Here is a 22,721-nt window from a genome sequence, read left to right on the forward strand (position 1 = left end):
CCCACCGCCCAAGTGCGCGGCGACGAGTGTCCCGCGCCGCCCAATATGCCCGGCGTTGGTCCTCGGCCAGGCCGAAAGGCGCCGGTCGGCGGTGCAGAGCCGGCTGCGCTGTCAGTGGCCCGTGCCATGCTCCCCGCATGACCACCGACACAACCCCCCACACCCTGCCCGACGGCCGCCCCATCCCCCTCCTGACCGGTGACGAGCGCGCCACGCTCGAGAGCTGGCTCGACTTCCACCGGGCCACGCTGGAGCTGAAGTGCGCTGGGCTCGACGACGCGCAAGTGCGGTGTGCGTCCGTCGAGCCGTCGGCACTGACGCTGCTCGGGCTGGTGCAGCACCTCGCCGAGGTCGAGCGGAACTGGTTCCAGCGGGTGGCCGGCGGGCTCGACGTACCGCCCGTGTTCGAGGACGGGACCGGGTACGGCCTCGATCCCGCGCGAGGGCTCGACGAGGCGCTCACGATCTGGCGGCGGGAGGTCGCGCGCGGACGGGAGCTGTGCGCCGGGCGGTCGCTGGAGGACACCGGCCGGGTCGCCGACGGGCCGGTGGCCGGGCTGGAGGTCTCGCTGCGCTGGGTGTTCATCCACATGATCGAGGAATACGCACGCCACAACGGTCACGCCGACCTGCTGCGCGAACGCATCGACGGAGTGACCGGAGCGTGAATTCAACGTAATTCCGGGAATTCTTTTCCTGGCTTTCCATGGGTAGCTTCCCGTATTCTTCTGCCCGCTCTTCCCGAACCTAAACGCAAAGATTCTGCGAACGCCAAACGACGTAATTCGGGCAGGTCTCGCGAGGGTTACATGGTTGTGACGCGTTACACATCGTGCTCGCTTTGCCCGGTATTTTCCTGACAAACAGGGGCAATACGCCACGGCTGTGCGTTGATCCACGCGCCCGCGTGATAACACATGACCCGCCCGTACGTAAGCCCGCACGGCGATGCAATTTTGAATTTCCCTCGGTAAATTCGCTTCGCATGACTGCCGCACAAGCAGACCTGCAAATCGACCGTCCGTCGGTGGCGGACGGGGCCGCGCTGTGGCGGATGGCCAGGGACTCGAAGGTCCTCGACCTGAACTCGTCCTACAGCTATCTGCTGTGGTGCCGGGACTTCGCCGCCACCTCGGCCGTCGCGCGCGACGAGCACGGCGAACCGGTCGGCTTCATCACCGGCTACGTCCGGCCGGACCGCCCCGACACCCTGCTCGTCTGGCAGGTGGCGGTGGACGAGGCGCACCGCGGGCGCGGGCTCGCCGCCGCGCTGCTGGACGGGCTGGCCGCGCGGGCCGTCGCGGAGCGCGGAGTGACCACCGTGGAGACCACCATCACACCGGGCAACACCGCCTCCGAGCGCCTGTTCACCTCGTTCGCCGAGCGCCGCGGCGCCCGGCTGGAGCGCGACGTGCTGTTCGACGCGGGCCTGTTCCCCGACGGACCGCACGACCCCGAGGTCCTGTACCGCATCGGTCCGCTCTCCGGCTGACCCCTCCGACTTCCCCTGACTCCCCGACTCTCCCCCCCGACTCCCCCTGACTTCCCCCCACGCAACGAGGAGCGATTCGTCGTGACCATCACCCAGCCCGACCTGAGCGTCTTCGAGACCCTGGAGTCCGAGGTGCGCAGCTACTGCCGCGGCTGGCCCACCGTCTTCGACCGTGCGGTGGGCAGCCGCATGTACGACGAGGACGGCCACGAGTACCTCGACTTCTTCGCCGGCGCCGGTTCGCTCAACTACGGGCACAACAACCCCGTCCTGAAACGGGCACTGCTCGACTACCTGGCGCGGGACGGCGTCACCCACGGCCTCGACATGTCGACGACGGCCAAGCGCGCCTTCCTGGAGTCCTTCCAGAACCTGGTGCTGCGGCCGCGTGACCTGCCGTACAAGGTCATGTTCCCGGGTCCGACCGGCACCAACGCCGTGGAGGCCGCGCTGAAACTGGCGCGGAAGGTGAAGGGCCGCGAGGCCATCGTGTCCTTCACCAACGCCTTCCACGGCATGTCGCTGGGGTCGCTGGCCGTGACCGGCAACGCCTTCAAGCGCGCGGGCGCCGGCATACCGCTGGTACACGGCACGCCGATGCCGTTCGACAACTACCTCGACGGGCAGGTCCCGGACTTCCTGTGGTTCGAGCGGCTGCTGGAGGACCAGGGCTCGGGGCTCAACCAGCCGGCCGCGGTCATCGTCGAGACCGTGCAGGGCGAGGGCGGCATCAACGTCGCCCGGGCCGAATGGCTGCGCCGGCTCGCGGAGCTGTGCGAGCGGCGCGACATGCTGCTGATCGTCGACGACATCCAGATGGGCTGCGGTCGTACGGGCGCCTTCTTCTCCTTCGAGGAGGCCGGCATCACGCCCGACATCGTCACCGTCTCCAAGTCCATCAGCGGCTACGGCCTGCCCATGTCGCTGTGCCTGTTCAAGCCCGAGCTGGACGTCTGGGAGCCGGGCGAGCACAACGGCACCTTCCGCGGCAACAACCCCGCCTTCATCACGGCCACCGCGGCCCTGGAGGCGTACTGGGCCGACGGCTCGGCGATGGAGAAGCAGACGCGCAAGCGTGGTGAGCAGGTCGAGCAGGCGCTGATCTCCATCACCGAGGAGAACCTCGCCGACGTCAAGGAGTACCGGGGCCGCGGGCTGGTGTGGGGCATGGAGTTCCACGACAAGACGCGGGCCGAGCGCATCGCGCGGCGCGCCTTCGAACTCGGGCTGCTGATCGAGACGTCCGGCCCCGAGAGCGAGGTCGTCAAACTCCTGCCCGCCCTGACCATCACCCCCGACGAGCTGGACGAGGGCCTGACCACGCTCGCCCGCGCCGTCCGCGAAACCGCCTGACCGACATCGGGTCCCGCCCGACCATCTATCTAGGAGGCATCGCAGCACGTGATTGTCCGTTCCTTCAAGGACATCGAAGGCACCGACCGGCATGTGAAGGCCGCGTCCGGGACGTGGGAGAGCAAACGCATCGTCCTCGCCCGGGAGAGGGTCGGCTTCTCCCTGCACGAGACGATCCTGTACGCGGGGACCGAGACCTCCATGTGGTACGCCAACCACGTCGAGGCCGTCGTCTGCGTGGAGGGCGAGGCCGAGCTGACCGACCACGAGACCGGGCAGAGCTACACGATCACGCCCGGCACCATGTACCTCCTGGACGGGCACGAGCGGCACACGCTCAAGGTCAAGGAGGACTTCCGCTGCCTCTGCGTCTTCAACCCGCCCGTGACCGGCCGGGAGGACCACGACGAGAACGGCGTCTATCCGCTGCTCACCGAACCCGAGGAGGTGTGACATCACCATGACCACGACCGTCACCGATCTCTACCCCAGCCGAGGAACCAGCGAAGTACTGATCCCCCGCCAGGACCCGGTGGTCTGGGGCGCGCCCGACGCGCCGGGCCCGTTCGAGCCCGCCGACCTCCAGGCGTTCGAGCGCGACGGCTTCCTCGCCATCGACCAGCTCATCACCGAGGACGAAGTAGCCGTCTACCACCAGGAGTTGCAGCGGCTCGTCACCTCGCCGGAGATCCGCGCCGACGAACGCTCGATCGTCGAGCCGAAGTCGAAGGAGATCCGGTCGGTCTTCGAGGTCCACAAGATCAGCCAGGTGTTCGCGAACCTCGTGCGCGACGAGCGGGTCGTCGGGCGGGCGCGGCAGATCCTCGGCTCGGACGTGTACGTCCACCAGTCGCGGATCAACGTCAAGCCGGGCTTCGGGGCCAGCGGCTTCTACTGGCACTCGGACTTCGAGACCTGGCACGCCGAGGACGGGCTGCCGCGGATGCGCACGGTGTCGGTCTCGATCGCGCTGACCGAGAACTACGACACCAACGGCGGGCTCATGATCATGCCGGGGTCGCACAAGACGTTCCTCGGGTGCGCGGGGGCCACGCCGAAGGACAACTACAAGAAGTCGCTGCAGATGCAGGACGCGGGCACGCCGTCCGACGAGGCGCTGACCAAGCTGGCGTCCGAGTACGGCATCAAGCTGTTCACGGGCAAGGCCGGTTCGGCGACCTGGTTCGACTGCAACGCCATGCACGGCTCCGGGGACAACATCACGCCGTTCCCGCGCAGCAACGTGTTCATCGTGTTCAACAGCGTGGAGAACACGGCGGTGGAGCCGTTCGCGGCGCCGGTGCGGCGGCCGGAGTTCATCGGGGCGCGGGACTTCACGCCCGTGAAGTGACCTTTCGTGCCCTTCGGGCGGGCGGCGTCAACCGTGGGACGGTGACGCCGCCCGCCGGCGTGCGTCAGCCGGAAAGCACGTCCAGCAGCCGGTCGACATCCGCGGCCGTGTTGTACAGGTGGAAAGATGCGCGCAGGTTCCCCGCGCGGTTGGAGACCTCGATGCCGGCCTCGCTCAACTCGGGCTGCCGGTGGCCGAGTCCCGGCACGGAGACGATCGCCGAACCGGGTGCCAGGACGGGCTCGTGGCCGAGTTCCGCGAGCCCCGCGCGGAACCGGTCGGCGAGGGCGAGGTCGTGGGCGCGGATGGCGTCCACGCCGAGTTCCTCGATCAGGGCGAGGGACCGGCGCAGCCCGGCGTAGGTGAACAGGGCGGGTGGCAGGTCGAACCGCCGTGCGGAGTGGGCGAGTTCGGTGACGGGGCCGTAGCAGCTGTCCCAGGGGTTCTCCCCCGCGACCCAGCCGGCCAGGACCGGCGTCAGCCCGCCGAAGTCCTCCGGGACGACCAGGAAGCCGGCCCCGTGCGGGCCGAGCAGCCACTTGTAGCAGACGGAGACCGTGTAGTCGTACGCGTCGGCGTCCATCGGCAGCCACGTGGCGGCCTGCGAGAAGTCGACGCACGTGCGCGCCCCGTGCTCCCGGGCGGCGTCGCGCAGCGCGGGCAGGTCGGCGATCCGGCCGTCGGCGGACTGGGCGGCGCTGACGGCGACGAGCGCGGTGCCCGGCCGGACGGACTCGGCGAGCCGCTCCAGCGGCACGGCGCGCACCTTGAGGTCGCCCCGGATGTGGAAGGGGTTCACCACGGAGGTGAAGTCGTTTTCGGCGGTGAGGACCTCGGCGCCCTCCGGCAGGGAGGCGGCGACCACCCCGGTGTACGCGGCGACCGAGGAGCCGGCCGCCACCCGGCCGACCGGGACACCGGCCAGCCGGGCGAAGGAGGCCCGGGCAGCCTCGACGTCCGCGAACAGCGGGTCCAGCGGACGGCCCTCGGCCCGCAGCTGTGCGGCCTCGTTCAGGGCGTTGACGGTACGGGCGGGGAGGAGCCCGCTGCTCGCGGTGTTGAGGAAGGTGTTCTTCGGGGCGAACTCGGCACGGACGAGGTTCTCGAAGGTCTCCATGCGACCACTCTGCGGCCCCGGGAACTCCCCGTCCATTGCCGATTCCTGCGCGGCATCGCTAAGGAGCGCTTATATGTAGGCCGCGGCCTGCTGTTTCGCCCCTGCGGCACGGCGCAGCCGTCCGGCCCGCAGGCGTCCGCGTCCTCGTCCTTGATGAGCTGCAGGGGCGCGCGCTCGCCCCACGCCCGCGTCAGCGCCTGGGCGAAGACCTCGGTGGGCTGGGCGCCGGAGATGCCGTACGTCCGGTCGAGGACGAAGAAGGGCACGCCGGTCGCGCCGAGTTGCGCGGCCTCGCGCTCGTCGGTGCGGACGTCGTCGGCGTACGCGGCCGGGTCGGCGAGCACCTTGCGCACCGCGTCGGCGTCGAGCCCGGCCTCGGCGGCCAGCTCCACGAGCCGCTCGGCGCCCTCGGAGTAGACGGACCGCTCCTCGGCGAAGTTCGCCCGGTAGAGGATCTGGAGCAGCTCGTCCTGCCTGCCCTGCTCCTTGGCGAAGTGGAGCAGGCGGTGCATGTCGAAGGTGCTGCCGTGGTCGCGGCCGCGGGTGCGGTAGTCCAGTCCCTCGGCGGCGGCCAGGGCGCCCAGGTCGTCCTCACCGGCCAGGGCCTGCGCCTCGCTCATGCCGTACTTCCTGGTGAGCATCGTAACGACCGGCTCGATGTCGTCCTGGGCACGGCCCGGGTCGAGCTCGAAGGAACGGTGCACCACCTCGACCTCGGCACGGTGCGGGAAGGCGGCGAGCGCCTTATCGAAGCGGGCCTTGCCCACGTAGCACCAGGGGCAGGCGATGTCGCTCCAGATCTCGACGCGCATTCTTCGGCTCTCTCCAGGTCGTACGGGTACGGAGACTCCCTCCGCCTGATATGTGAACGTTCAAGCAGCCGGGTTCATTCCCCGGCCACCGCCAGGCGCAGGCGCAGGTGGTGCTCACCACCGGACGGCGGGTGCTCCGGATCCGCGCGCCACCCCTGCCGGGCGTAGAAGGCCTGAGCCCGCCGGTTGCCGGCGTGCACCTCCAGTACGGCCGTCCGCCTGCCGTCGGCCCGCCACTGCTCCAGGCAGGCGGTGTGCAGGGCGGTGCCGACGCCGGAGCGCCAGTGGTCGGGGTCGACGTGGAACTGGAACAGCTCGACCGTGTCCGCGGGGGAGCCGTCCGGGACGCGGAAGGAGGCGATGCCCACCAGACGGGCGTCGCGCACCGCGCACAGCACCTGACCGTCGGGCCGCTCGATGGCCTCGCGCCACCGGGCCGGCCAGTCGGTGCCGTCGTCGGGGAGGCCGTCCGGGTAGTACGTGGACCGGGCGCGGGTGTGCAGCGCGGCGACGGCCGGGGCTTCGACGGGCAGGGCGGTTCTGATCACCAGACGTCCACTCACACGGTCACTGATCATGCAACGGAGGACGTGTCCGCCGCGGCTCCGGTTGCCAGGCGGCTGAACTGGGCACGGTACGCGCTCGGCGTCAGCCCCGTGCGGCGGACCAGGTGAGCCCGGAGCGAGTCGGCGGTGCCGAGGCCGCGGGCGCGGGCCACCGGGTCCATGGGCAGGGTGCCGGAGGCCTGGGGATCGCCGTCTTCGGCACCCTGGTCTCCGGCGGATTCACCGAGGGCATGCGGGCGAGCCTGGCATCGGTGCGGCCCTGCTCCTGCTGACGTGCGTGTTCAGCTTCCGTCTCGCAGGTCGCTCGGCCAGCTCGGCCTGAACTCGATGTGGTCGTACGTCACCACACAGCCCTCCCCCATCGGCGACTGCGTCATGAAGCCGACCAGGGCCGCGCCCGTCTCCTTCTCGTCGCCCAGCGTGAAGAGCCGGACGAAGGTCCAGCGTTCCCCGTCGCGGGAGGCGTGGAAGGCGAAGGCGCGGCCGGTGCGGCTCACCCGCAGCCAGACGGAACTGCCGTCCACGGTGAAGGAGTTGGCGTCGTCGGAGTGCCCCCGGGTGACCACCGTGCACACGGTGGGCACGTCCGGGGAGTACTCCAGACAGAGCTTGGCCCAGGCCCGCTCGCCGACGTGTACGTACAGCACCCCGGCGTCGAAGGTCGCCGCGAACCCGACCGTGACACGGGCGATCAGCTGGAAGTCGCCTTCCGGCGCCCCGAGCAGCCGGGGCGCGTCGGAGGCGGGATCCAGCCGTTCATCGGTGGGCGGCACGAACCGGTCCTGCCGCGCCCCGGCCCACCCGGTCAACACCCCACCCTCGTGGGACCAGTGCCCGTCGGGCCCGTACGTACGGAGCGGGAAAGGGAGTTCGGGAAGCTCGAGATCCATTCGCCGAGTCTCTCAGACCGGCCTTCAAGGGGCGCGGGGCTGCGTCGATATGCGGCTCCGCCGCGTGGGCGCGACGAGCCACGGCCGACCAGCGGCCCGCAGTCCACCCGCACCCCTGCGGCGCTACCGCTCAGACCTCCAGCCGCCCGTTGAACCGCCGAGGCAGCCCCAGCGGGTTGTCGTCCTTCAACTCCGGCGGCAGCAACGCCTCCGGCGCGTTCTGGTACACCACCGGCCGCAACCACCGCTCGATCGCCGTACCACCCACGGAGGTCGACGTCGAGGTCGTAGCCGGGTACGGCCCACCGTGGTGTTGCGCGGGCGCCACCGCGACCCCCGTCGGCCAGCCATTGACCAGTACACGCCCCGCCAGCGGCGTCAGCTCCCGCAGCAGCTCCGCACCACGCCCCTCCCCCGCGGCCTCCTGCTCGGACACGTGCACGGTGGCGGTGAGGTTGCCGGGCAGACGCGACAGCACGGCCTCGACCTCGGCCTCGTCCTCGTAGCGGGCGACCACCGTCACCGGCCCGAAGCACTCCTCCAGCAGCAGGTCGTGCTCGCCCTCCTGCGCCAGCTTGCCCGCCGGCACGGTGAGGAAGCCCGCGCTGACCGTGTGCTCGCCGCCCGCGCCCGGTGTCACCGGGGACTCCACGTCGGGCAGCTGCGTGCGCTCGGCGACCCCGGCGACGAAGTTGTCGCGCATGCGGTGGTCGAGGAGGACGCCCGCCTCGGTGTCGCTGACGGCGTCCGTCAGGGACTTCACCAGGCGGTCGCCCGCCGCGCCGGACGGCGCGAGCACGAGGCCCGGCTTCACACAGAACTGTCCGACGCCCAGCGTCATCGAACCGGCCAGGCCCTGCCCGATGGCCTCCGCGCGCTCGGCGGCGGCGGCCTCGGTGATCACGACCGGGTTCAGGGAGCCCAGCTCGCCGTGGAACGGGATCGGCACGGGACGCGCGGCGGCCGCGTCGAACAGCGCACGGCCACCCTTCACGGACCCCGTGAAGCCCGCCGCCGCGATCAACGGGTGCTTGATCAGCTCGATGCCCGCCTCGAAGCCGTGCACCAGGCCCACGACCGCCGCGGGGATGTCGTGCCGGGCGGCGGCCCGGCGCAGCACCTTGGCGACCAGCTCGGACAGGGCCGGGTGGTCGGGGTGGGCCTTGACGACGACCGGGCAGCCGGCGGCGAGCGCGCTCGCGGTGTCGCCGCCGGCGACGGAGAAGGCGAAGGGGAAGTTCGACGCCGAGTAGACGGCGACGACACCGAGGGGCACCTTGTAGCGGCGCAGGTCCGGGATCGGCGGGGTCGCCGTGTCGTCGGGGTGGTTGATCACGACGTCGAGGAAGGCGCCCTCGTCGACGATGTCGGCGAAGGCCCGCAGCTGGTAGCAGGTGCGGGCGAGCTCGCCGGTCAGCCGGACCGGGCCCAGCGCGGTCTCGGCGTCGGCGGTCTCGACGAGACCGTCCTTGGCCGCCTCCAGCTCCTCGGCGCAGGAGCGCAGGAAGGCCGAGCGGACGCTGCGGTCGGTCAGTGAGCCCCGCACCTCGTGCGCGGCACGGACGGCGGCGTCCACCTCCTGGGCTGTGGCCTCCACCGCAACCTGTTCACGCTGCTTCCCGGTTCGGGGGTCGACACTCCAGACTGGTGCTGCTGCCACCGCGGGTCCCTCCACATTGACTGCCGCATGCAATGCCGCAGGATGTACGTCATCCACCAGGACTGTTCGATATACTGAACACTGTCTCTGATGCTGAATAGCTGTTGGAGACTATATCTCCAGCTTCTCGTCGAACGAAGGGGTCAAGGGCGATGTCGGCAGGCGAGACAGGCGGCGGGGCGCAGGTCAAGTCAGCGGTACGGACCGTCGAACTGCTGGAGTACTTCGCCGGACGGCCCGGTATGCACTCCCTCGCGGCGGTCCAGGAAGCCGTCGGCTATCCCAAGTCCAGCCTGTACATGCTGCTGCGCACCCTCGTCGACCTCGGCTGGGTGGAGACGGACGCGACGGGCACGCGGTACGGCATCGGCGTACGGGCCCTGCTGGTCGGCACCTCCTACATCGACGGCGACGAGGTCGTGGCCGCGGCCCGGCCGACGCTGGACCGGCTCTCCGACGACACGACGGAGACCATCCACCTCGCCCGCCTGGACGGTACGAACGTCGTCTACCTGGCCACCCGCCAGTCGCAGCACTACCTGCGCCCCTTCACCCGGGTCGGCCGCCGGCTGCCCGCGCACTCGACCTCCCTCGGCAAGGCGATCCTCGCCACGTACAGCGACGAGCAGGTCCGCAAGATGCTCCCGGAGACGCTGCCCGCGCTGACCGAGAACACGATCACCGACCGGGAGAAGCTCATCGAGGAGCTCCACCAGGTGCGCGAGCAGGGCTTCGCCGTCGACCGCGAGGAGAACACCCTCGGGCTGCGCTGCTTCGGCGTGGCGATCCCGTACCGCACGCCCGCCCGCGACGCGATCAGCTGCTCGGTGCCGGTGGCGCGGCTGACTCCCGCGCACGAGCAGCTGGTGAAGGACGCGCTGTTCGACGCGCGGGACCGGCTGACGCTCGCCACCCGGAGGCTCTGACCGATGGAGGTCACGCTCCGCGAGGTCCACGACAGCGACCTGCCGGTCTTCTACCGGCAGATGAACGACCCCGAGTCCCTGCGCATGGCGGCCTTCACCCCGAAGGACCCGGCCGACCGGGACGCCTTCGACGCCCACTGGACCCGGATCCGCTCCTCGTCCTCCGTCGTCCGCACCGTGCTCGCCGACGGTGACGTGGTCGGCAGCGCGGCGGTGTACGGCTCGCCGGGCGAGCGGGAGGTGACGTACTGGGTCGACCGGGCGTACTGGGGGAAGGGCATCGCGACGGCGGCGCTGCGGGGGCTGCTCGACGAGGTGCGGGAACGGCCGTTGTACGCCCGGGCGGCCGCGGACAACGCCGGGTCGCTGCGCGTGCTGGAGAAGTGCGGGTTCCGAGTGACCGCGCACGCCACGGGGTACGCGGCGGCGCGGGGTGCGGAGATCGACGAGGTCGTGCTGACGCTGGAGGACTGAGCCCGGAGGGCAGAGGCCGGAGGGCAGAGGCCGGAGGGCAGAGGCGGCACGCCTCCCCCGTGCGGCGGAGAGGGATCGTCTCCGTGCAGGAGGTGCCCGATGCCGGCCTCGCGGGAGGCTCATCGCATGACGCAGTCGCTCGCTCCCGCTTCCCCTCCCGCCACCGCCCCCGCCGGCCCCGGCCTCAGTCGCCCCCGCCGGGTCCTGCGGGCCGTCGCCGTCGTGTCCTGTGTGCCCTACCTCGCCCTCAAGGCCGCCTGGATCGCCGGCAGTCAGGTCGGCATCCCGGAGGGCAGCCCGCTGCTGGAGCACCGGGTGAGCATGGCCGTGGTCAACGGTGTCTCGGTGCTGGTGGACAGCGCCGTGATCGTGCTGGCGCTGGTGCTGACCCGGCCGTGGGGGCTCAGGGTGCCCGCGTGGCTGCTGGCGTTTCCCGTGTGGGTGGCCACCGGGCTGCTCGCGCCGATCATGGCCGGCTTCCCGCTCCAGCTCCTGATCAGGATGCTCGGCGGCGGCACGCGGACGGACTCCGGCGGTGAACCCTTCCTCCACGAGTGGGTGTTCGCGGTCGTGTACAGCGGCTTCATCCTCCAAGGACTCGCCCTCGGCGCCCTGTTCGTGCTGTACGCCCGCGACCGCTGGGGCGACCTGTGGCGCGGCCGGGTGTGGGAGCTGCCCGTCGGCCTCATCGGCGCAGCGCAGCGGGCCACGGCCGGCGCGGCCGCCGTGCTCGCCCTGCTGCCTCTGACCCTGCACCTGATGTGGGCCTGCGGCGGCACCGCCGGGCTCGGCGAGGACCGGGGCGCAAACCGGGGCAGCGATTTCCACGTCCTGGAGGCCCTGTACGTCGGCTTCCTCCTCGCGGCCGTCGCCGGCGGCTGGCTGCTGGCCTTCCGCCGGGCCCGGGCGCTGCCCGTCGCCGTGCCGCTCGCCCTGGCCTGGGTCGGCTCCGGCGCGGTGGCCTGCTGGGGCGGCTGGCTGTCCCTGGCCTCCCTCGGCGGTGTCGCCGACATCGCCGACCGGCCGACACCGCTGATGCACCTCGCCTACGCTGGCCAGATGATCGTCGGGATCCTCGTCGCCGCCATCGGCGCCTACTACTTCGCCGAGCGGTCCGCGGGCACCCCGAAGCGGCCGGCGGCGTGACGGCGTACGCCCGGGCGCTGTTCGGCCGGCGGGCGCGCCTGCGGTGGATCCACCTGATCCTCGGCGGTGCGCTCGCCATGCCGTACGTCCTCGTCGGCGAGGTCGTCATCGGCCCGGCCACCGGCAGCACGAACGTCTTCGGCTCCCTTTCCCTCCAACTCGCCTCCTTCGCCCTCGGGTTGCCGATCGCCGCCGCCACTTCCCTGTTCCCGCTGACCCGGCCGCTGGAGGCCGGTGCCGTGCGCTGGCTGTGCGGAGTGGACGCGGACCGGCTCGCCTACGGGCCCGCCCGGACGAAGGGCGAGAAGGGGCGTACGGCGGCCTGGTTCACGCTGCATCTGGGCTTCGGCGGGATCATCGCGGGGATGACGCTGGCGGTGCCGCCGTTCGCGGCCGTGCTGATCGTGCTGCCGGTCTTCGCGTGGCTGCGCGACAGCCGCCTCGGGCTGCCCGAAGTCTTCGGCCACGCCTGGGCGTTGGCACTCGCGCCGGTCGCGGGCGTGGCGACGCTCCTGGCGCTCGCCGGCTGTGCGGCCGGCTGCGGCGCCCTGCTCGCCCGCTGGGCGCCCGCGCTGCTCGGGCCCTCCCCTCAGGACCGGCTCGCGGCGGCCGAGGCGCGCGCCGCCGACCTCGCCGTACGCAACCGGCTCGCGCGCGAACTGCACGACTCCGTCGGCCACGCCCTGAGCGCGGTCACCCTCCAGGCGAGCGCGGCGCGCCGCGTGCTGGACTCCGACCCGGAGTTCGTCCGCGAGGCGCTTGCCGCGATCGAGGACACCACCCGGCGTACCGTCGGCGAACTCGACGCCGTCCTGGGCGTGTTGCGGGAGGGTGACGCCCCCGGCACGGCCCCGGCGCCCACCCTCGCCGCCGACCTCGACGGTCTGCTGCGCCGCACCCGCGCGGGCGGCCTGCGCGTCGCCGCCACGGTCACCGCGGACCTCGGGCTTCTTCCGCCCGTGCTGTCCCGAGAGGCGTACCGCATCGTCCAGGAGGCGCTGAGCAACGCCCTCAAACACCCGGGCGACGGGGTCACGGTGACCCTGCGGATCGAGGTCGCCGACGAGCACCTGGAGATCACCGCCGAGAACCCCCTGTCCCGGGCCGGCCCCTGCCGCCCCGGCGGCGGCCACGGCCTGCGCGGCATCGCCGACCGGGCGCGGCTGCTGGGCGGGACGACCGAGGCGGGCGCCGCGGAGGGCGGCTGGCGCCTGCACGTACGACTCCCCATGACAGGAACCACTGAGGCCGGTGTCACGTACGAATCCCCATGACAGGAACCGCCTGAAGCCCCGGAGGACCCGCATGACGCCCCGCCCGCCGATCCGGCTCGTCCTCGCCGACGACGAGCGCATGGTCCGCACCGCCCTGCGCGCCATCCTGTCCGCCGAGCCGGACCTGGAGGTGGTCGGTGAGGCGGCGACCGGGGCCGAGGCGGTGTCCGTCGTACGGGACCTCAGGCCCGACGTCGTCCTCATGGACGTCCGCATGCCGGAGATCGACGGCATCCGCGCCACCGAGCAGATCCTCGCCGGTCTCGACGCCCCGCCCCGCATCGTCGTCGTGACCACCTTCGAGAACGACTCCTACGTGTACGACGCCCTGCGCGCCGGAGCCGCCGGGTTCCTGCTCAAACGGGTGGACGCCGACGCGCTGGTACAGGCCGTGCGGCTGGTCGCGCGCAGCGACACCCTGCTGTTCCCGTCGGCCGTACGGTCGCTCGCGGCCGAGCACGCACGCGCGTGTCCCGCGCCGCCCGGCTGGGTGGCGAAGCTCACGGGACGCGAGAGCGAGGTGCTGCGGCACATGGCCGCCGGGCTGACCAACACGGAGATCGCGCGCCGCATGGCGGTCGGCCCCGCCACGGTGAAGACGCACGTGGCGGCGGTCCTGGCCAAGACGGGCACCCGGGACCGGACGCAGGCGGTCATCGCGGCGTACGAGGCGGGCTTCCTGAAGCAGACCTGAGCGGCGGCTTCAGCAACACACGCTCGCTTCATGAACACACGATGAGAAAACCGGGCGGAAGGGAACGTTCCGATCCATCCCGTTCGTCTTGCAGAACGGAATGAACAAGACGATCAGGCGCGCTGCGGTCTTCACGCTGCTCCTGGTGCTCGCCCTGCTGATCAGGGCGACCTGGGTGCAGTTCTACGAGGGCCAGGCACTCGCGGACGACAAGGACAACCGGCGCAACGCGATCGAGACGTACGCGGAGCCGCTCGGGAACATCATCGTGGCCGGCGAGTCGATCACCGGCTCGGCGCGGACGAAGGGCAGCGACCTCGCGTACAAGCGCACGTACACCGACGGCTCGCTGTACGCGGCGGTGACGGGCTACGCCTCGCAGGCCTACGCGCCGACGCAACTGGAAGGCATCTACCAGGACCTGCTCAACGGCACGGACAGCCGGCTGAAGACCGTGATGGACACGATCACGAACAAGCGGGCGGATCCGGGCAACGTGGTCACGACGATCGACCCGGCCGTGCAGAAGGCGGGGTTCGACGCGCTCGGTGACAAGAAGGGCGCGGCCGTCGCCATCGACCCGAAGACCGGCAAGGTCCTCGCGGTCGTGTCGACGCCGTCGTACGACCCGTCGTCGCTGACCGACGCCAACACCGCCGGGAAGGCCTGGAAGGAGCTCAACGCGGACCCGGACAAGCCGCTGACCAACCGGGCGCTGCGCCAGCCGCTGCCGCCGGGCTCGACGTTCAAGCTGGTGGTGGCGGCGGCCGCGCTGGAGGACGGGCTGTACTCGTCGGTGGACGAGCGCACCGACAGCCCCGACCCGTATCCGCTGCCGGGCACCACCCGGAGCCTGACGAACGAGAACCCGAACGCGCCCTGTGAGAACGCCTCGATCCGGGAGGCGCTGCGGTACTCGTGCAACAACGTCTTCGGCAAGATGGCCGTCGACCTCGGCCAGGACAAGGTGAAGGCGATGGCCGAGAAGTTCGGGTTCAACGACGACGAGCAGGACGTGCCGGTGCGGGCCTACACCAGCGTGTACCCGTCGGACATGTACCCCTCGGAGACGGCCCTGACGGGCATCGGCCAGTTCGACGTCACCGCGACCCCGCTCCAGATGGCCATGGTGTCGGCTGCCATAGCCAACGGCGGCAAGCTGGTCTCGCCGCACATGGTCTCGCAGATCACCAACAGCGGCGGCGATGTACTCAAGGACTACGACGACGAGGCGGGCACGAAGGAGATCATCAGCTCCTCGACCGCCGAGCAGCTGGAGTCGGCGATGCAGACGGTCGTCGAGAAGGGCACCGGTACGAACGCGCAGATTCCGGGTGCGACCGTGGGCGGCAAGACGGGTACGGCCCAGCACGGCGAGAACAACAGCAAGACGCCGTACGCCTGGTTCACCTCGTACGCCAAGTCCGACTCGTCGGGCAAGGAGGTCGCGGTCGCGGTGATGGTGGAGCAGTCCGACGCGGCCCGTTCCGAGGTCAGCGGCAACGGACTGGCGGCGCCGGTCGCCAAGGCGATGATGGAAGCGGCGCTGAAGGACTGAACCCGCGCCGCCGAAAAGCCGTCTGAACAGACGGGCCGCCCCCTTCCCCCCGGGGGCGGCCCGTTGCCGTCACGGCACGATCGAGGTCACTTCACTCCGAGGACCTGCTCGATCGGGTCGATCGCGAAGTACACCAGGAACAGCACCGAGGTCCCCCACAGCAGCCAGTGGACCTCCTTCGCCTTGCCCAGAACGGTCTTGATGACGACGTAGGCGAGGAAGCCTGCGCCGATGCCGTTGGTGATGGAGTACGTGAACGGCATCACGGCGATGGTCAGGAACGCCGGGATGGCGATGTCGTACCGGTCCCAGTCGATGTGCTTGACCTGGGTCATCATCAGGAAGCCGACGGCGACCAGGGCCGGGGCGGCCGCCTGGAGCGGGACGATGGTGAGCAGCGGGGTCAGGAACAGCGCCAGGCCGAACAGGCCGCCGGTGACCAGGTTGGCGAAGCCGGTGCGCGCGCCCTCGCCGACGCCGGCCGCCGACTCGATGTAGGAGGTCGCGGAGGAGGCGGAGCCCGCGCCGCCCGCGACGGCCGCGGCCCCGTCGATGAGCAGCACCCGGCCGAGGTTGGGGACCTTGCCCTGCTCGTCCAGCAGTCCGGCCTCGGCGCTGATGCCGACGACGGTGCCCATGGTGTCGAAGAAGTCGGACAGGATCAGCGTGAACACCAGCAGGACGACCGTGATGACACCGGCCTGGCCGAACGCGCCGAACAGGCTGAAGTCGCCGAGGAGTCCGAAGTCGGGGGAGTCGACGAGCTTGTCGGGCCACTGAGGGGTCGTCAGGCCCCAGGACTTGATGTCGGCTGTGGAGTTGATCACGATCGCCACGACCGTCATGGTCACGATGCTGATCAGGATGGCGCCCTTGACCTTGCGGGCGAGCAGTCCGATGGTCAGCAGCACACCGAGGCAGAAGACGAGAATCGGCCATCCGGTGAGCGTGCCCGAACCGCCCAGCTGAACGGGCACGGTGGTGTTGGCGGCGTCCGGGATACGGCTGACGAACCCGGCGTCGACGAAGCCGATGAAGGCGATGAACAGGCCGATGCCGACGCTGATCGCCTGCTTGAGCGGCTGCGGGATGGCGTGCATCACGGCCTCACGCAGGCCGGTCACCACCAGCACGCAGATCAGCAGGCCTTCGAGGACGATGAGGCCCATCGCGTCGTCCCAGCTCATCAGCGGGGCGATCTGGAAGGCGACGACGGCGTTCAGGCCGAGTCCGGCGGCGAGCGCGAGGGGTAGATTGCCGCCGATGCCCATAATGACCGTCATGACCGCGGCCACCAGGGCGGTGGCGGTGGTGAGTTGGACCGGGTCCAGCTGCTGCCCGAACTTGTCCTTCGCGCTGCCCAGGATGATGGGATTCAGGACAAGGATGTAGGCCATGGTGAAGAACGTGGCGAAGCCGCCGCGTATCTCCCGGCCGAAGGTGGATCCCCGCGCGGAGATCTTGAAGAACCGGTCGACGCCGTTCACCGCGCGGGGCGGGGCGTCGGGCCGGTCGGCCACCTTCTGTGTTTCGGACATGGCGCGTGCTCCTTGTCGCCTGGTTGATCGGTGTGCGGATGCTGGCTGGATTGTTCCCGCGTTGAACCCCGTTCAGGTTTTCTCCGTGTTACGGAATCAGGCCCGACGGGTCATACACCGTTCGACGGGTCGTACGAATCCGCGCACCATCACTGCTACGCTTCCGGATCTCGTCCGGGTCACCTCCGGACGCTCACATGTCATCTACATGACACGCACAGGCACCTGGTAGGTGCCCGAAGCCGCTGCGAGGAGAGGTCGCCCGTGGGCACAGTCGTCGACGACGCCGCCTCCGTGGAGTTCCACGCCTTCTTCGAGCGCCACTACGCCGAACTGTCCCGGCTCGCCCACCTGTTGACGGGCGAGCCGGACACCGCCGACGACCTTGCGGCGGACGCGTTACTGGCGCTGTGGCACCGCTGGGACCGGGTGCGCGCCGCCGACCATCCGGCGGCCTACGCGCGCGGTGTGGTCGCCAACCTGGCCCGCACCCGCATCCGCAGCGCGGTGCGCGAGCGGCGGCGCATCGCCCTGTTCTGGTCGCAGCGCGAGGAGCGGACCGAGAACCCGGACGTCGCGGGAGTGGTGGACGTACAGGAAGCCCTGCGGCGGCTGCCGTTCCGCAAGCGGGCCTGTGTGGTGCTGCGGCACGCGTTCGACCTGTCGGAGAAGGACACCGCGCTCGCCCTCGGCGTCTCGGTGGGTACGGTGAAGAGCCAGACGTCGAAGGGAATGGCCGAACTGCAGCGGCTGCTCGGGGACCAGGCAGTACCGCAACGGGTGCATGCGGCGATGGCACGCACCGGTGAGGCCGGAGGAAGGGACCGATGACCATGCGGCGGGACGTGCACGACGAGCTGCGCGCCCGGCTGCACGAGGCGGCCGGGGCCCACGAGCCGGACCGGGCCCGGATCCTGGCCCGGGTCGAACGCGGCATGGCCGCTCCGGACCGCCCCGACCACCGGGCCACGCGTCCGCCCGTGTGGGGCTGGGCGCGGGTGGTGAGCGCGACGGCCGCGGTCGCGGGTGTGCTCGCGGTGGGCGGTTACGCGGTGGCGTCCGCGGTGAAGAGCGACGAGGCGCCTGAGCAGCAGCAGGTGGCGGTCTCGGCGACGCCCACCCCGTCCCCGGACGCGACGAGCCGTGCCCCCGCGCCGCCGGTGGGTCCCACCCCGAGCGCCGAGCCGGAGTCCCGCGCCCCCAGTGCGCCGCCCTCGCGGACCCCCGGCAGCACCCCCGGCACCGCACGGCCGCCCGCCGCCGGGGTCGAGGACGGGCCGCTGTGGTCGGACGGCTCGGTCGACCCGCACAGCAACGACTTCTGGGCGCAGAGCAACATCACCCTCAAGACGGGCGAGCAACTGACCGCGCTCACCGTCCAGTTGTGGATCGCGCAGACCGGCGGGGTGTCCTTTGCGGGTGCCTGGCGGTCGCTGCCCGAGGACGACTTCACCCTCACGGTCGGCGAGCGGGACGGCTTCCTCGTCTACACGTGGACGCTCAAGGAAGGCCGTACGGTCCCGGCGGGCGAGTGGGTGTTCGCGGGGCAGTACGACCACGAGCGCGGCGGCCGGGACGCGAGGGACGACCGCTACACGGCGACGGCCACCGCCGGCGACGAACAACTGTCGGTGGGCGGCCGCTTCGCGGCCCAGGACGACCAGGACGAGACGCCCGAGGGCGACTCGTAAAAAACTTCTGGAGACCCGGCAACCCTTTCCTCACCGGCGGCGACCACAAGGCGCAAGAGTCACCACCCACTTGAGGAATTGGTACATGACTGCACCAGCAGACCAGCGTGTCCGCCACCGCCGCCGGGTCACCGGGCGGCGGGCGCTGATCGCCGGAGCCTCCGCGCTCGGCATCACGGGGGCGGCGATCGTCACCACGACGATGCTGTCCTCCGCGGGCGCCGCCGCCGCATGGCCCTCGGACACCGGCAGCAAGCCGGTGTCGAAGACCATCCCGGTCTCGGGGGTCTACGACGGCACGATGAAGAAGTTCTACGGCACCGGCGCACTGGGCGGCAGCGGCCAGGAGGAGGGCCAGGACCCGATCTTCGAGCTGGCCGACGGTGCCGTGCTGAAGAACGTCATCATCGGTACCCCGGCCGCGGACGGCGTGCACTGCAAGGGCACCTGCACGCTGCAGAACGTCTGGTGGCTGGACGTCGGCGAGGACGCGGCCAGCTTCAAGGGCAAGTCGTCGTCGGCCGTCTACAAGGTGATCGGCGGCGGCGCGAAGAACGCCGACGACAAGGTGCTGCAGTTCAACGGCGCCGGCAAGCTGGTCGTGACCGGCTTCAAGGTGGAGAACTTCGGCAAGCTGGTCCGCACCTGCGGCAACTGCAAGACCCAGTACAAGCGCACGGTCGAGCTGAGCGACATCGACGTCACCGCGCCCGGCAAGTCGATCGTCGGCGTCAACGCCAACTACGGCGACACCGCCACGCTGTCGAAGATCCGTATCCACGGCGACAACAAGAAGAAGATCAAGACGTGCACCCGCTTCGAGGGCAACAACACCGGCAAGGAGCCGAAGGAGCTCGGATCCGGCCCGGACGGCAAGACCTGCAAGTTCGCCTCCTCGGACATCACCTACCAGTGAGCCTGAGGAACCTGTGACCCCGGCCCGCCCGAAACCCCCCTCGGGCAGCCGGACGCCGACAGTCCGAACCACGTTCGGGCAGTCGGCAAGCACGACCGTCCGAAGCCCCCCTTCGGACGGTCGGGACAGCACTGGTCGAGCCCCCCTCGGCCAGTGAGCGCAGCGCCCCCGCCGGCGTGAACCGGCGGGGGCGTTGTCCTGTGTGCGGGCCCCTTCGCGGTTCCTTCTCCCAGGTCGTTGCCAGGTGTGAGGGCCGGCCCACGAGGCGGGCCGGCCCACGGTCAGGTCACCGGATCGAGGAAGGTCAGCACGGAGGCGTCCTCCTCGATCAGCGGGGCGAGGGCCGTGTTGAACGGGCCGCCGTACGGCGCCTTCAGGTGTGCCTGGAAGGCGTCCTCGTCCCGGTACACCTCGAAGATCCAGTAGGCCCGCGGATTGGACGCCTTGGTGTAGACGTCGAAGGCGAGGTTGCCGTCCTCCTCGCGCACCTTCTGGGCGTAGTCCACGATCAGGCGGGCGACCTCGTCCTCCGCTCCCTCGCGGGCGGTGAACTCGGCGAGCAGGGTCTTGTTCACGGTTGGTGTCCTCGTGGTCGGGGATCAGTCGCGGTAGGAGTCGAGGTGCCAGACGCGGGCCTGGTCCAGCTTCACGGAGCCGTTCTCGGCGAAGACCTGCACTCCCTGGCTGTCGGGGTCGGGGAAGATCTGGTCGGTGATCACGGCTTCACCGCCGCCTCCGAAGACCTCGACGGACGACCAGTCGACGAGGATCCGCAGCTTCACCTTGCCGTCCTTCGCTTGGAGCGGGGCCCGCTGGACACCGGGGAAGCTGCTGTTGAAGTCCACGGCGCCGGAGCGGGTGCGGTCGACGTACAGCTCCTGTGTCGTGGTGTCGTAGCCGATGACGGTCTCCTCGCCGCCCGCCCCGGTGCGCACCTTGAGGCCGAAGCGTTCGGCGTCCTCGAGGGAGAAGGTGGCCTCGATGTCGAGCGCCTTGCCGCTGGCCGCAGGGCCGATCAGGGGCTTGGTGGTGCTCTTGACGGTGACGCCGGCCGCTGTCGCCGGGTCGCTCTGCCGGAGGGATTCAAGGCTGTTGACCGGCTTGCTGGTCAGCCGGATGTGGCCGTTGATCGTGCGCAGAGCCATCTCCCGGGGGGCGCTCTGCGCGCCGCGCCAGGGGGAGGTGGGGACGGCGCCGCTGTAGTCCCAGTTGTTCATCCAGCCGACCATGTACCGCTTGCCGCCCGGCGCCTCCTCCCAGGACACCGCCGCGTAGTAGTCCTTGCCGTAGTCGGCCCAGTCGGCGCGCTGTACGACGGACTTGGCGGGCTTGTCGGCGGCGGTGAACCCGTCGGCCAGGATGTGGCCCCAGCCGGCGGTGTTCATGTCGACGATCTGGACGCGTGCCTTCTTGCCGGCGTAGGGGCGCATGTCGAAGGAAGCCCAGTCCAGGGTCTCGCTGTTCGATCCGGTGGCGCTGCGGACGATCTGGCCGTCGACGATCAGGTTGACGGACGTCTCCTGGGAGACGGGCCGGGCCTTGGTGTCGGACAGCATGATGTGGTCGACGTTGATGTGGCCCCAGCCACCGGTGTTGTCGTCGACGATCCTGATCTGCGCCTTCTTGCCCGCGAGGTCGCCGACGTCCCAGGAGGCCCAGTTGAGCGCCTCGGCGTCCTTTCCGGTGGCGCTGCGCACCACCTGGCCGTCGACGAGGAGTTCGACGGCGGTGGGGTTGCCGGAGCCGGCGGGGTGGTAGCCGCCGCCGATGAGGAAGTTGATGTGGTTCTTGTCGATGGTGAATTCGGGCGAGGTGAGGGTGCCGGTGGTGGAGTCGCCGTTCAGGTAGGTGTTGACCAGGCCGTCGCCCAGGAACCCGGAGACCTCTTGCTGGTCGGGGAGGGTGCCGGTGGCCGGTGCCGAGCCGAAGGCGTCTCCGGTCGTCGTCCAGTCGCCGTAGCTGCCGCCCTCGAAGTCGGCGAGGACCGTCCCCTCGGGCGGGGGCCCCTGTTCCATGACGGTTCCGGGCTCGTGCGGGTGCCGTCCGCCGCCGACCTTGAAGTTCAGGTAGGGGCTGTCGACGGTGAACTCGGGTGAGGTGAGGGTGCCGGTGGTGCCGTCACCGCTGTGGAAGCTGTTGGCGAGGCCCTTGCCGTCGAAGCCGTCGACGGTCCCCTGTCCGGCCAGGGACCCGGCCGCCGGTCCGTCGCCGAACGCGGCGCCGGTGGTCGTCCATGTACCGAAGTCGGTGCCCTCGAAGTCCTGCATCACCGTGCCGGTGGGCGGGGTGTAGGTGCCCTTGTCCTCGGCGGTGAACTTCTTTCCGTCGAAGTCGCCGATGAAGTACTGGGCGGCCGAACCGCCCGCGATGCCACCGGGGTTGATGTTGACGACCAGGACCCACTTGATGTTCTTCTCGTCCCCGTCGACCGCGAGCGGGAACAGGTCGGGGCACTCCCACACGCCGCCCGTCGCGCCGGCCGGCCCGAACTCGCTGAGCAGGCTCCAGTCCTTGAGGTTCTTCGACGAGTAGAACCGCACCTTGTGCTCGGTGGACAGCGACACCGTCATCAGCCAGCTCCTGGTCGGCGCGTACCACTGGACCTTGGGGTCGCGGAACTCCTTGGAGCCGATGTCGATGACGGGATTGCCCTGGTACTTGGTCCAGGTGCGGCCGCGGTCGGTGCTGTAGGCGAGCGACTGCGCCTGTATGCCCGTGTCCTTGTGGTAGCTGGTGTAGACGGCGACCATGGGCGGGTTGCTCTTCGTACCGAACCCGGTGGTGTTGTTCCAGTCGACGACCGCGCTGCCGGAGAACACCATCTCCTTGTCGTCGTACGACAGGGCGAGCGGCAGCTCCTTCCAGTGCACGAGGTCCCTGCTCACCGCGTGCCCCCAGGACATGTCGCCCCACGAGTTGCCGTTGGGGTTGTACTGGTAGAAGAGGTGGTACTCGCCCTTGTAGTACACGAGGCCGTTGGGGTCGTTCATCCAGTTCTTCTCGGGCGTGAAGTGGAACTGGGGCCGGTAGGTCTCGGTGTAGGGCGAGGTGTCGGCGGCGACGGCCTGGGGGGCCGGCGGGGCTGCGGACAAGGCGCAGACGGTCGCCACCGCAGCGATCATCCGGGTGCGGGCATGCCGGGGTGCACGTCCAGAGCTCATGGTGTCTCCGTAAGTTGTTGGGTGGCCCGGGAGGGCCGGATGTGGCTGATGGGGTCTTGCCTTCAGTGGCTCCGCAGGAGTGGCCGTCCGGCTCTCCGGGGC

The 22,721-nt window shown here is 70.4% G+C and carries 22 protein-coding genes and 2 pseudogenes; 15 read left to right on the plus strand and 9 right to left on the minus strand.

From position 1 onward, the window contains the following. The first annotated feature begins 137 nt into the window (after positions 1–137). The 5 genes from ACYVMZ_RS30880 to thpD all read left to right on the plus strand — a co-directional run bounded on the left by ACYVMZ_RS30880 (position 138) and on the right by thpD (position 4,196). Positions 138–668, plus strand: coding sequence for a DinB family protein (locus ACYVMZ_RS30880; RefSeq protein WP_461085492.1), 531 nt, complete (start codon positions 138–140; stop codon positions 666–668). A 317-nt stretch (positions 669–985) separates the two neighbouring features. Continuing rightward, positions 986–1,492 carry a diaminobutyrate acetyltransferase gene (gene ectA / locus ACYVMZ_RS30885; RefSeq protein WP_461085494.1) on the plus strand — a complete coding sequence of 169 codons (507 nt, stop codon included), beginning with the start codon at positions 986–988 and terminating at the stop codon, positions 1,490–1,492. 81 nt (positions 1,493–1,573) lie between these two features. Next, positions 1,574–2,845 carry a diaminobutyrate--2-oxoglutarate transaminase gene (ectB, locus tag ACYVMZ_RS30890; RefSeq protein ID WP_461085496.1) on the plus strand — a complete coding sequence of 424 codons (1,272 nt, stop codon included), beginning with the start codon at positions 1,574–1,576 and terminating at the stop codon, positions 2,843–2,845. 48 nt (positions 2,846–2,893) lie between these two features. Next, complete coding sequence (locus ACYVMZ_RS30895; RefSeq protein ID WP_461085498.1) at positions 2,894–3,298, plus strand: ectoine synthase; 405 nt, start codon at positions 2,894–2,896, stop codon at positions 3,296–3,298. A gap of 7 nt (positions 3,299–3,305) precedes the next feature. Further along, the gene (thpD, locus tag ACYVMZ_RS30900) at positions 3,306–4,196 is read left to right on the plus strand and encodes an ectoine hydroxylase (RefSeq protein WP_461085500.1); all 891 of its coding nucleotides are present in this window, start codon (positions 3,306–3,308) and stop codon (positions 4,194–4,196) included. Positions 4,197–4,260: 64 nt separating this feature from the next. Here thpD and ACYVMZ_RS30905 read toward each other — a convergent pair whose 3' ends face one another. From ACYVMZ_RS30905 to ACYVMZ_RS30920, 4 genes and pseudogenes are all read right to left on the minus strand, one after another. Beyond that, a complete protein-coding gene (locus ACYVMZ_RS30905; protein ID WP_461085502.1) occupies positions 4,261–5,313 on the minus strand; it encodes an aminotransferase class V-fold PLP-dependent enzyme in 1,053 nt (350 codons plus the stop codon). A gap of 101 nt (positions 5,314–5,414) precedes the next feature. Then, positions 5,415–6,125: pseudogene (locus tag ACYVMZ_RS30910) on the minus strand (DsbA family oxidoreductase); the annotation flags it as partial. Between the two features lie 74 nt (positions 6,126–6,199). Continuing rightward, complete coding sequence (locus ACYVMZ_RS30915) at positions 6,200–6,703, minus strand: GNAT family N-acetyltransferase (RefSeq protein ID WP_461085504.1); 504 nt, start codon at positions 6,701–6,703, stop codon at positions 6,200–6,202. Continuing rightward, positions 6,700–6,861 (minus strand): annotated as a pseudogene (locus tag ACYVMZ_RS30920) (AraC family transcriptional regulator); the annotation flags it as partial. The pseudogene ACYVMZ_RS30920 and the gene ACYVMZ_RS30915, both read right to left, overlap by 4 nt. Here ACYVMZ_RS30920 and ACYVMZ_RS30925 point away from each other — a divergent pair. Beyond that, complete coding sequence (locus ACYVMZ_RS30925) at positions 6,796–6,963, plus strand: hypothetical protein (protein WP_461085506.1); 168 nt, start codon at positions 6,796–6,798, stop codon at positions 6,961–6,963. The pseudogene ACYVMZ_RS30920 and the gene ACYVMZ_RS30925 sit on opposite strands and share 66 nt — an antisense overlap. 9 nt (positions 6,964–6,972) lie before the next feature. On the opposite strand, the gene ACYVMZ_RS30930 is transcribed toward ACYVMZ_RS30925, so the two are convergent. Both ACYVMZ_RS30930 and ACYVMZ_RS30935 read right to left on the minus strand, forming a co-directional pair. Further along, positions 6,973–7,581, minus strand: a complete 609-nt coding sequence (locus tag ACYVMZ_RS30930) for a DUF1349 domain-containing protein (protein WP_461085508.1) — start codon at positions 7,579–7,581, stop codon at positions 6,973–6,975. Positions 7,582–7,711: 130 nt separating this feature from the next. Beyond that, positions 7,712–9,241, minus strand: coding sequence for an aldehyde dehydrogenase (NADP(+)) (locus ACYVMZ_RS30935; protein ID WP_461085509.1), 1,530 nt, complete (start codon positions 9,239–9,241; stop codon positions 7,712–7,714). Between the two features lie 152 nt (positions 9,242–9,393). Here ACYVMZ_RS30935 and ACYVMZ_RS30940 point away from each other — a divergent pair, with 152 nt between their 5' ends. The 6 genes from ACYVMZ_RS30940 (at position 9,394) to ACYVMZ_RS30965 (ending at position 15,313) form a co-directional block, all read left to right on the plus strand. Beyond that, positions 9,394–10,167: an IclR family transcriptional regulator gene (locus ACYVMZ_RS30940; RefSeq protein ID WP_461085511.1), complete on the plus strand. Its 774-nt coding sequence runs from the start codon at positions 9,394–9,396 to the stop codon at positions 10,165–10,167. 3 nt (positions 10,168–10,170) lie between these two features. Beyond that, positions 10,171–10,641, plus strand: a complete 471-nt coding sequence (locus ACYVMZ_RS30945; RefSeq protein ID WP_461085513.1) for a GNAT family N-acetyltransferase — start codon at positions 10,171–10,173, stop codon at positions 10,639–10,641. A 126-nt stretch (positions 10,642–10,767) separates the two neighbouring features. Next, positions 10,768–11,787, plus strand: a complete 1,020-nt coding sequence (locus ACYVMZ_RS30950) for a hypothetical protein (RefSeq protein WP_461085515.1) — start codon at positions 10,768–10,770, stop codon at positions 11,785–11,787. Further along, positions 11,784–13,061 carry a sensor histidine kinase gene (locus ACYVMZ_RS30955; protein ID WP_461085517.1) on the plus strand — a complete coding sequence of 426 codons (1,278 nt, stop codon included), beginning with the start codon at positions 11,784–11,786 and terminating at the stop codon, positions 13,059–13,061. The genes ACYVMZ_RS30950 and ACYVMZ_RS30955 overlap by 4 nt, the downstream gene beginning before the upstream one ends. A 31-nt stretch (positions 13,062–13,092) precedes the next feature. Continuing rightward, positions 13,093–13,755 (plus strand): response regulator, encoded by a 663-nt coding sequence (locus ACYVMZ_RS30960; RefSeq protein ID WP_461085519.1) that lies wholly within the window; start codon positions 13,093–13,095, stop codon positions 13,753–13,755. Positions 13,756–13,855: 100 nt separating this feature from the next. After that, positions 13,856–15,313, plus strand: coding sequence for a peptidoglycan D,D-transpeptidase FtsI family protein (locus tag ACYVMZ_RS30965; RefSeq protein ID WP_461085521.1), 1,458 nt, complete (start codon positions 13,856–13,858; stop codon positions 15,311–15,313). Positions 15,314–15,399: 86 nt separating this feature from the next. Here the strand turns inward: ACYVMZ_RS30965 and ACYVMZ_RS30970 are convergent, their stop codons facing one another. Then, complete coding sequence (locus ACYVMZ_RS30970) at positions 15,400–16,851, minus strand: NCS2 family permease (RefSeq protein ID WP_461085523.1); 1,452 nt, start codon at positions 16,849–16,851, stop codon at positions 15,400–15,402. 264 nt (positions 16,852–17,115) lie between these two features. Between ACYVMZ_RS30970 and ACYVMZ_RS30975 the strand changes: the two genes are divergently transcribed. The 3 genes from ACYVMZ_RS30975 to ACYVMZ_RS30985 all read left to right on the plus strand — a co-directional run bounded on the left by ACYVMZ_RS30975 (position 17,116) and on the right by ACYVMZ_RS30985 (position 19,458). Continuing rightward, the gene (locus tag ACYVMZ_RS30975; protein ID WP_461085525.1) at positions 17,116–17,682 is read left to right on the plus strand and encodes a SigE family RNA polymerase sigma factor; all 567 of its coding nucleotides are present in this window, start codon (positions 17,116–17,118) and stop codon (positions 17,680–17,682) included. After that, positions 17,679–18,542, plus strand: a complete 864-nt coding sequence (locus ACYVMZ_RS30980) for a hypothetical protein (protein ID WP_461085527.1) — start codon at positions 17,679–17,681, stop codon at positions 18,540–18,542. The genes ACYVMZ_RS30975 and ACYVMZ_RS30980 overlap by 4 nt, the downstream gene beginning before the upstream one ends. Before the next feature lie 85 nt (positions 18,543–18,627). After that, entirely contained in the window at positions 18,628–19,458 is an 831-nt protein-coding gene (locus ACYVMZ_RS30985) for a pectate lyase (RefSeq protein ID WP_461085529.1), read from the plus strand. 281 nt (positions 19,459–19,739) lie between these two features. Here ACYVMZ_RS30985 and ACYVMZ_RS30990 read toward each other — a convergent pair whose 3' ends face one another. Further along, positions 19,740–20,033 (minus strand): putative quinol monooxygenase, encoded by a 294-nt coding sequence (locus tag ACYVMZ_RS30990; protein WP_461085531.1) that lies wholly within the window; start codon positions 20,031–20,033, stop codon positions 19,740–19,742. A 24-nt stretch (positions 20,034–20,057) separates the two neighbouring features. Beyond that, positions 20,058–22,619 carry a GH32 C-terminal domain-containing protein gene (locus ACYVMZ_RS30995; protein WP_461085533.1) on the minus strand — a complete coding sequence of 854 codons (2,562 nt, stop codon included), beginning with the start codon at positions 22,617–22,619 and terminating at the stop codon, positions 20,058–20,060. Positions 22,620–22,721 lie beyond the last annotated feature (102 nt).

The organism is Streptomyces deserti (assembly GCF_054782695.1).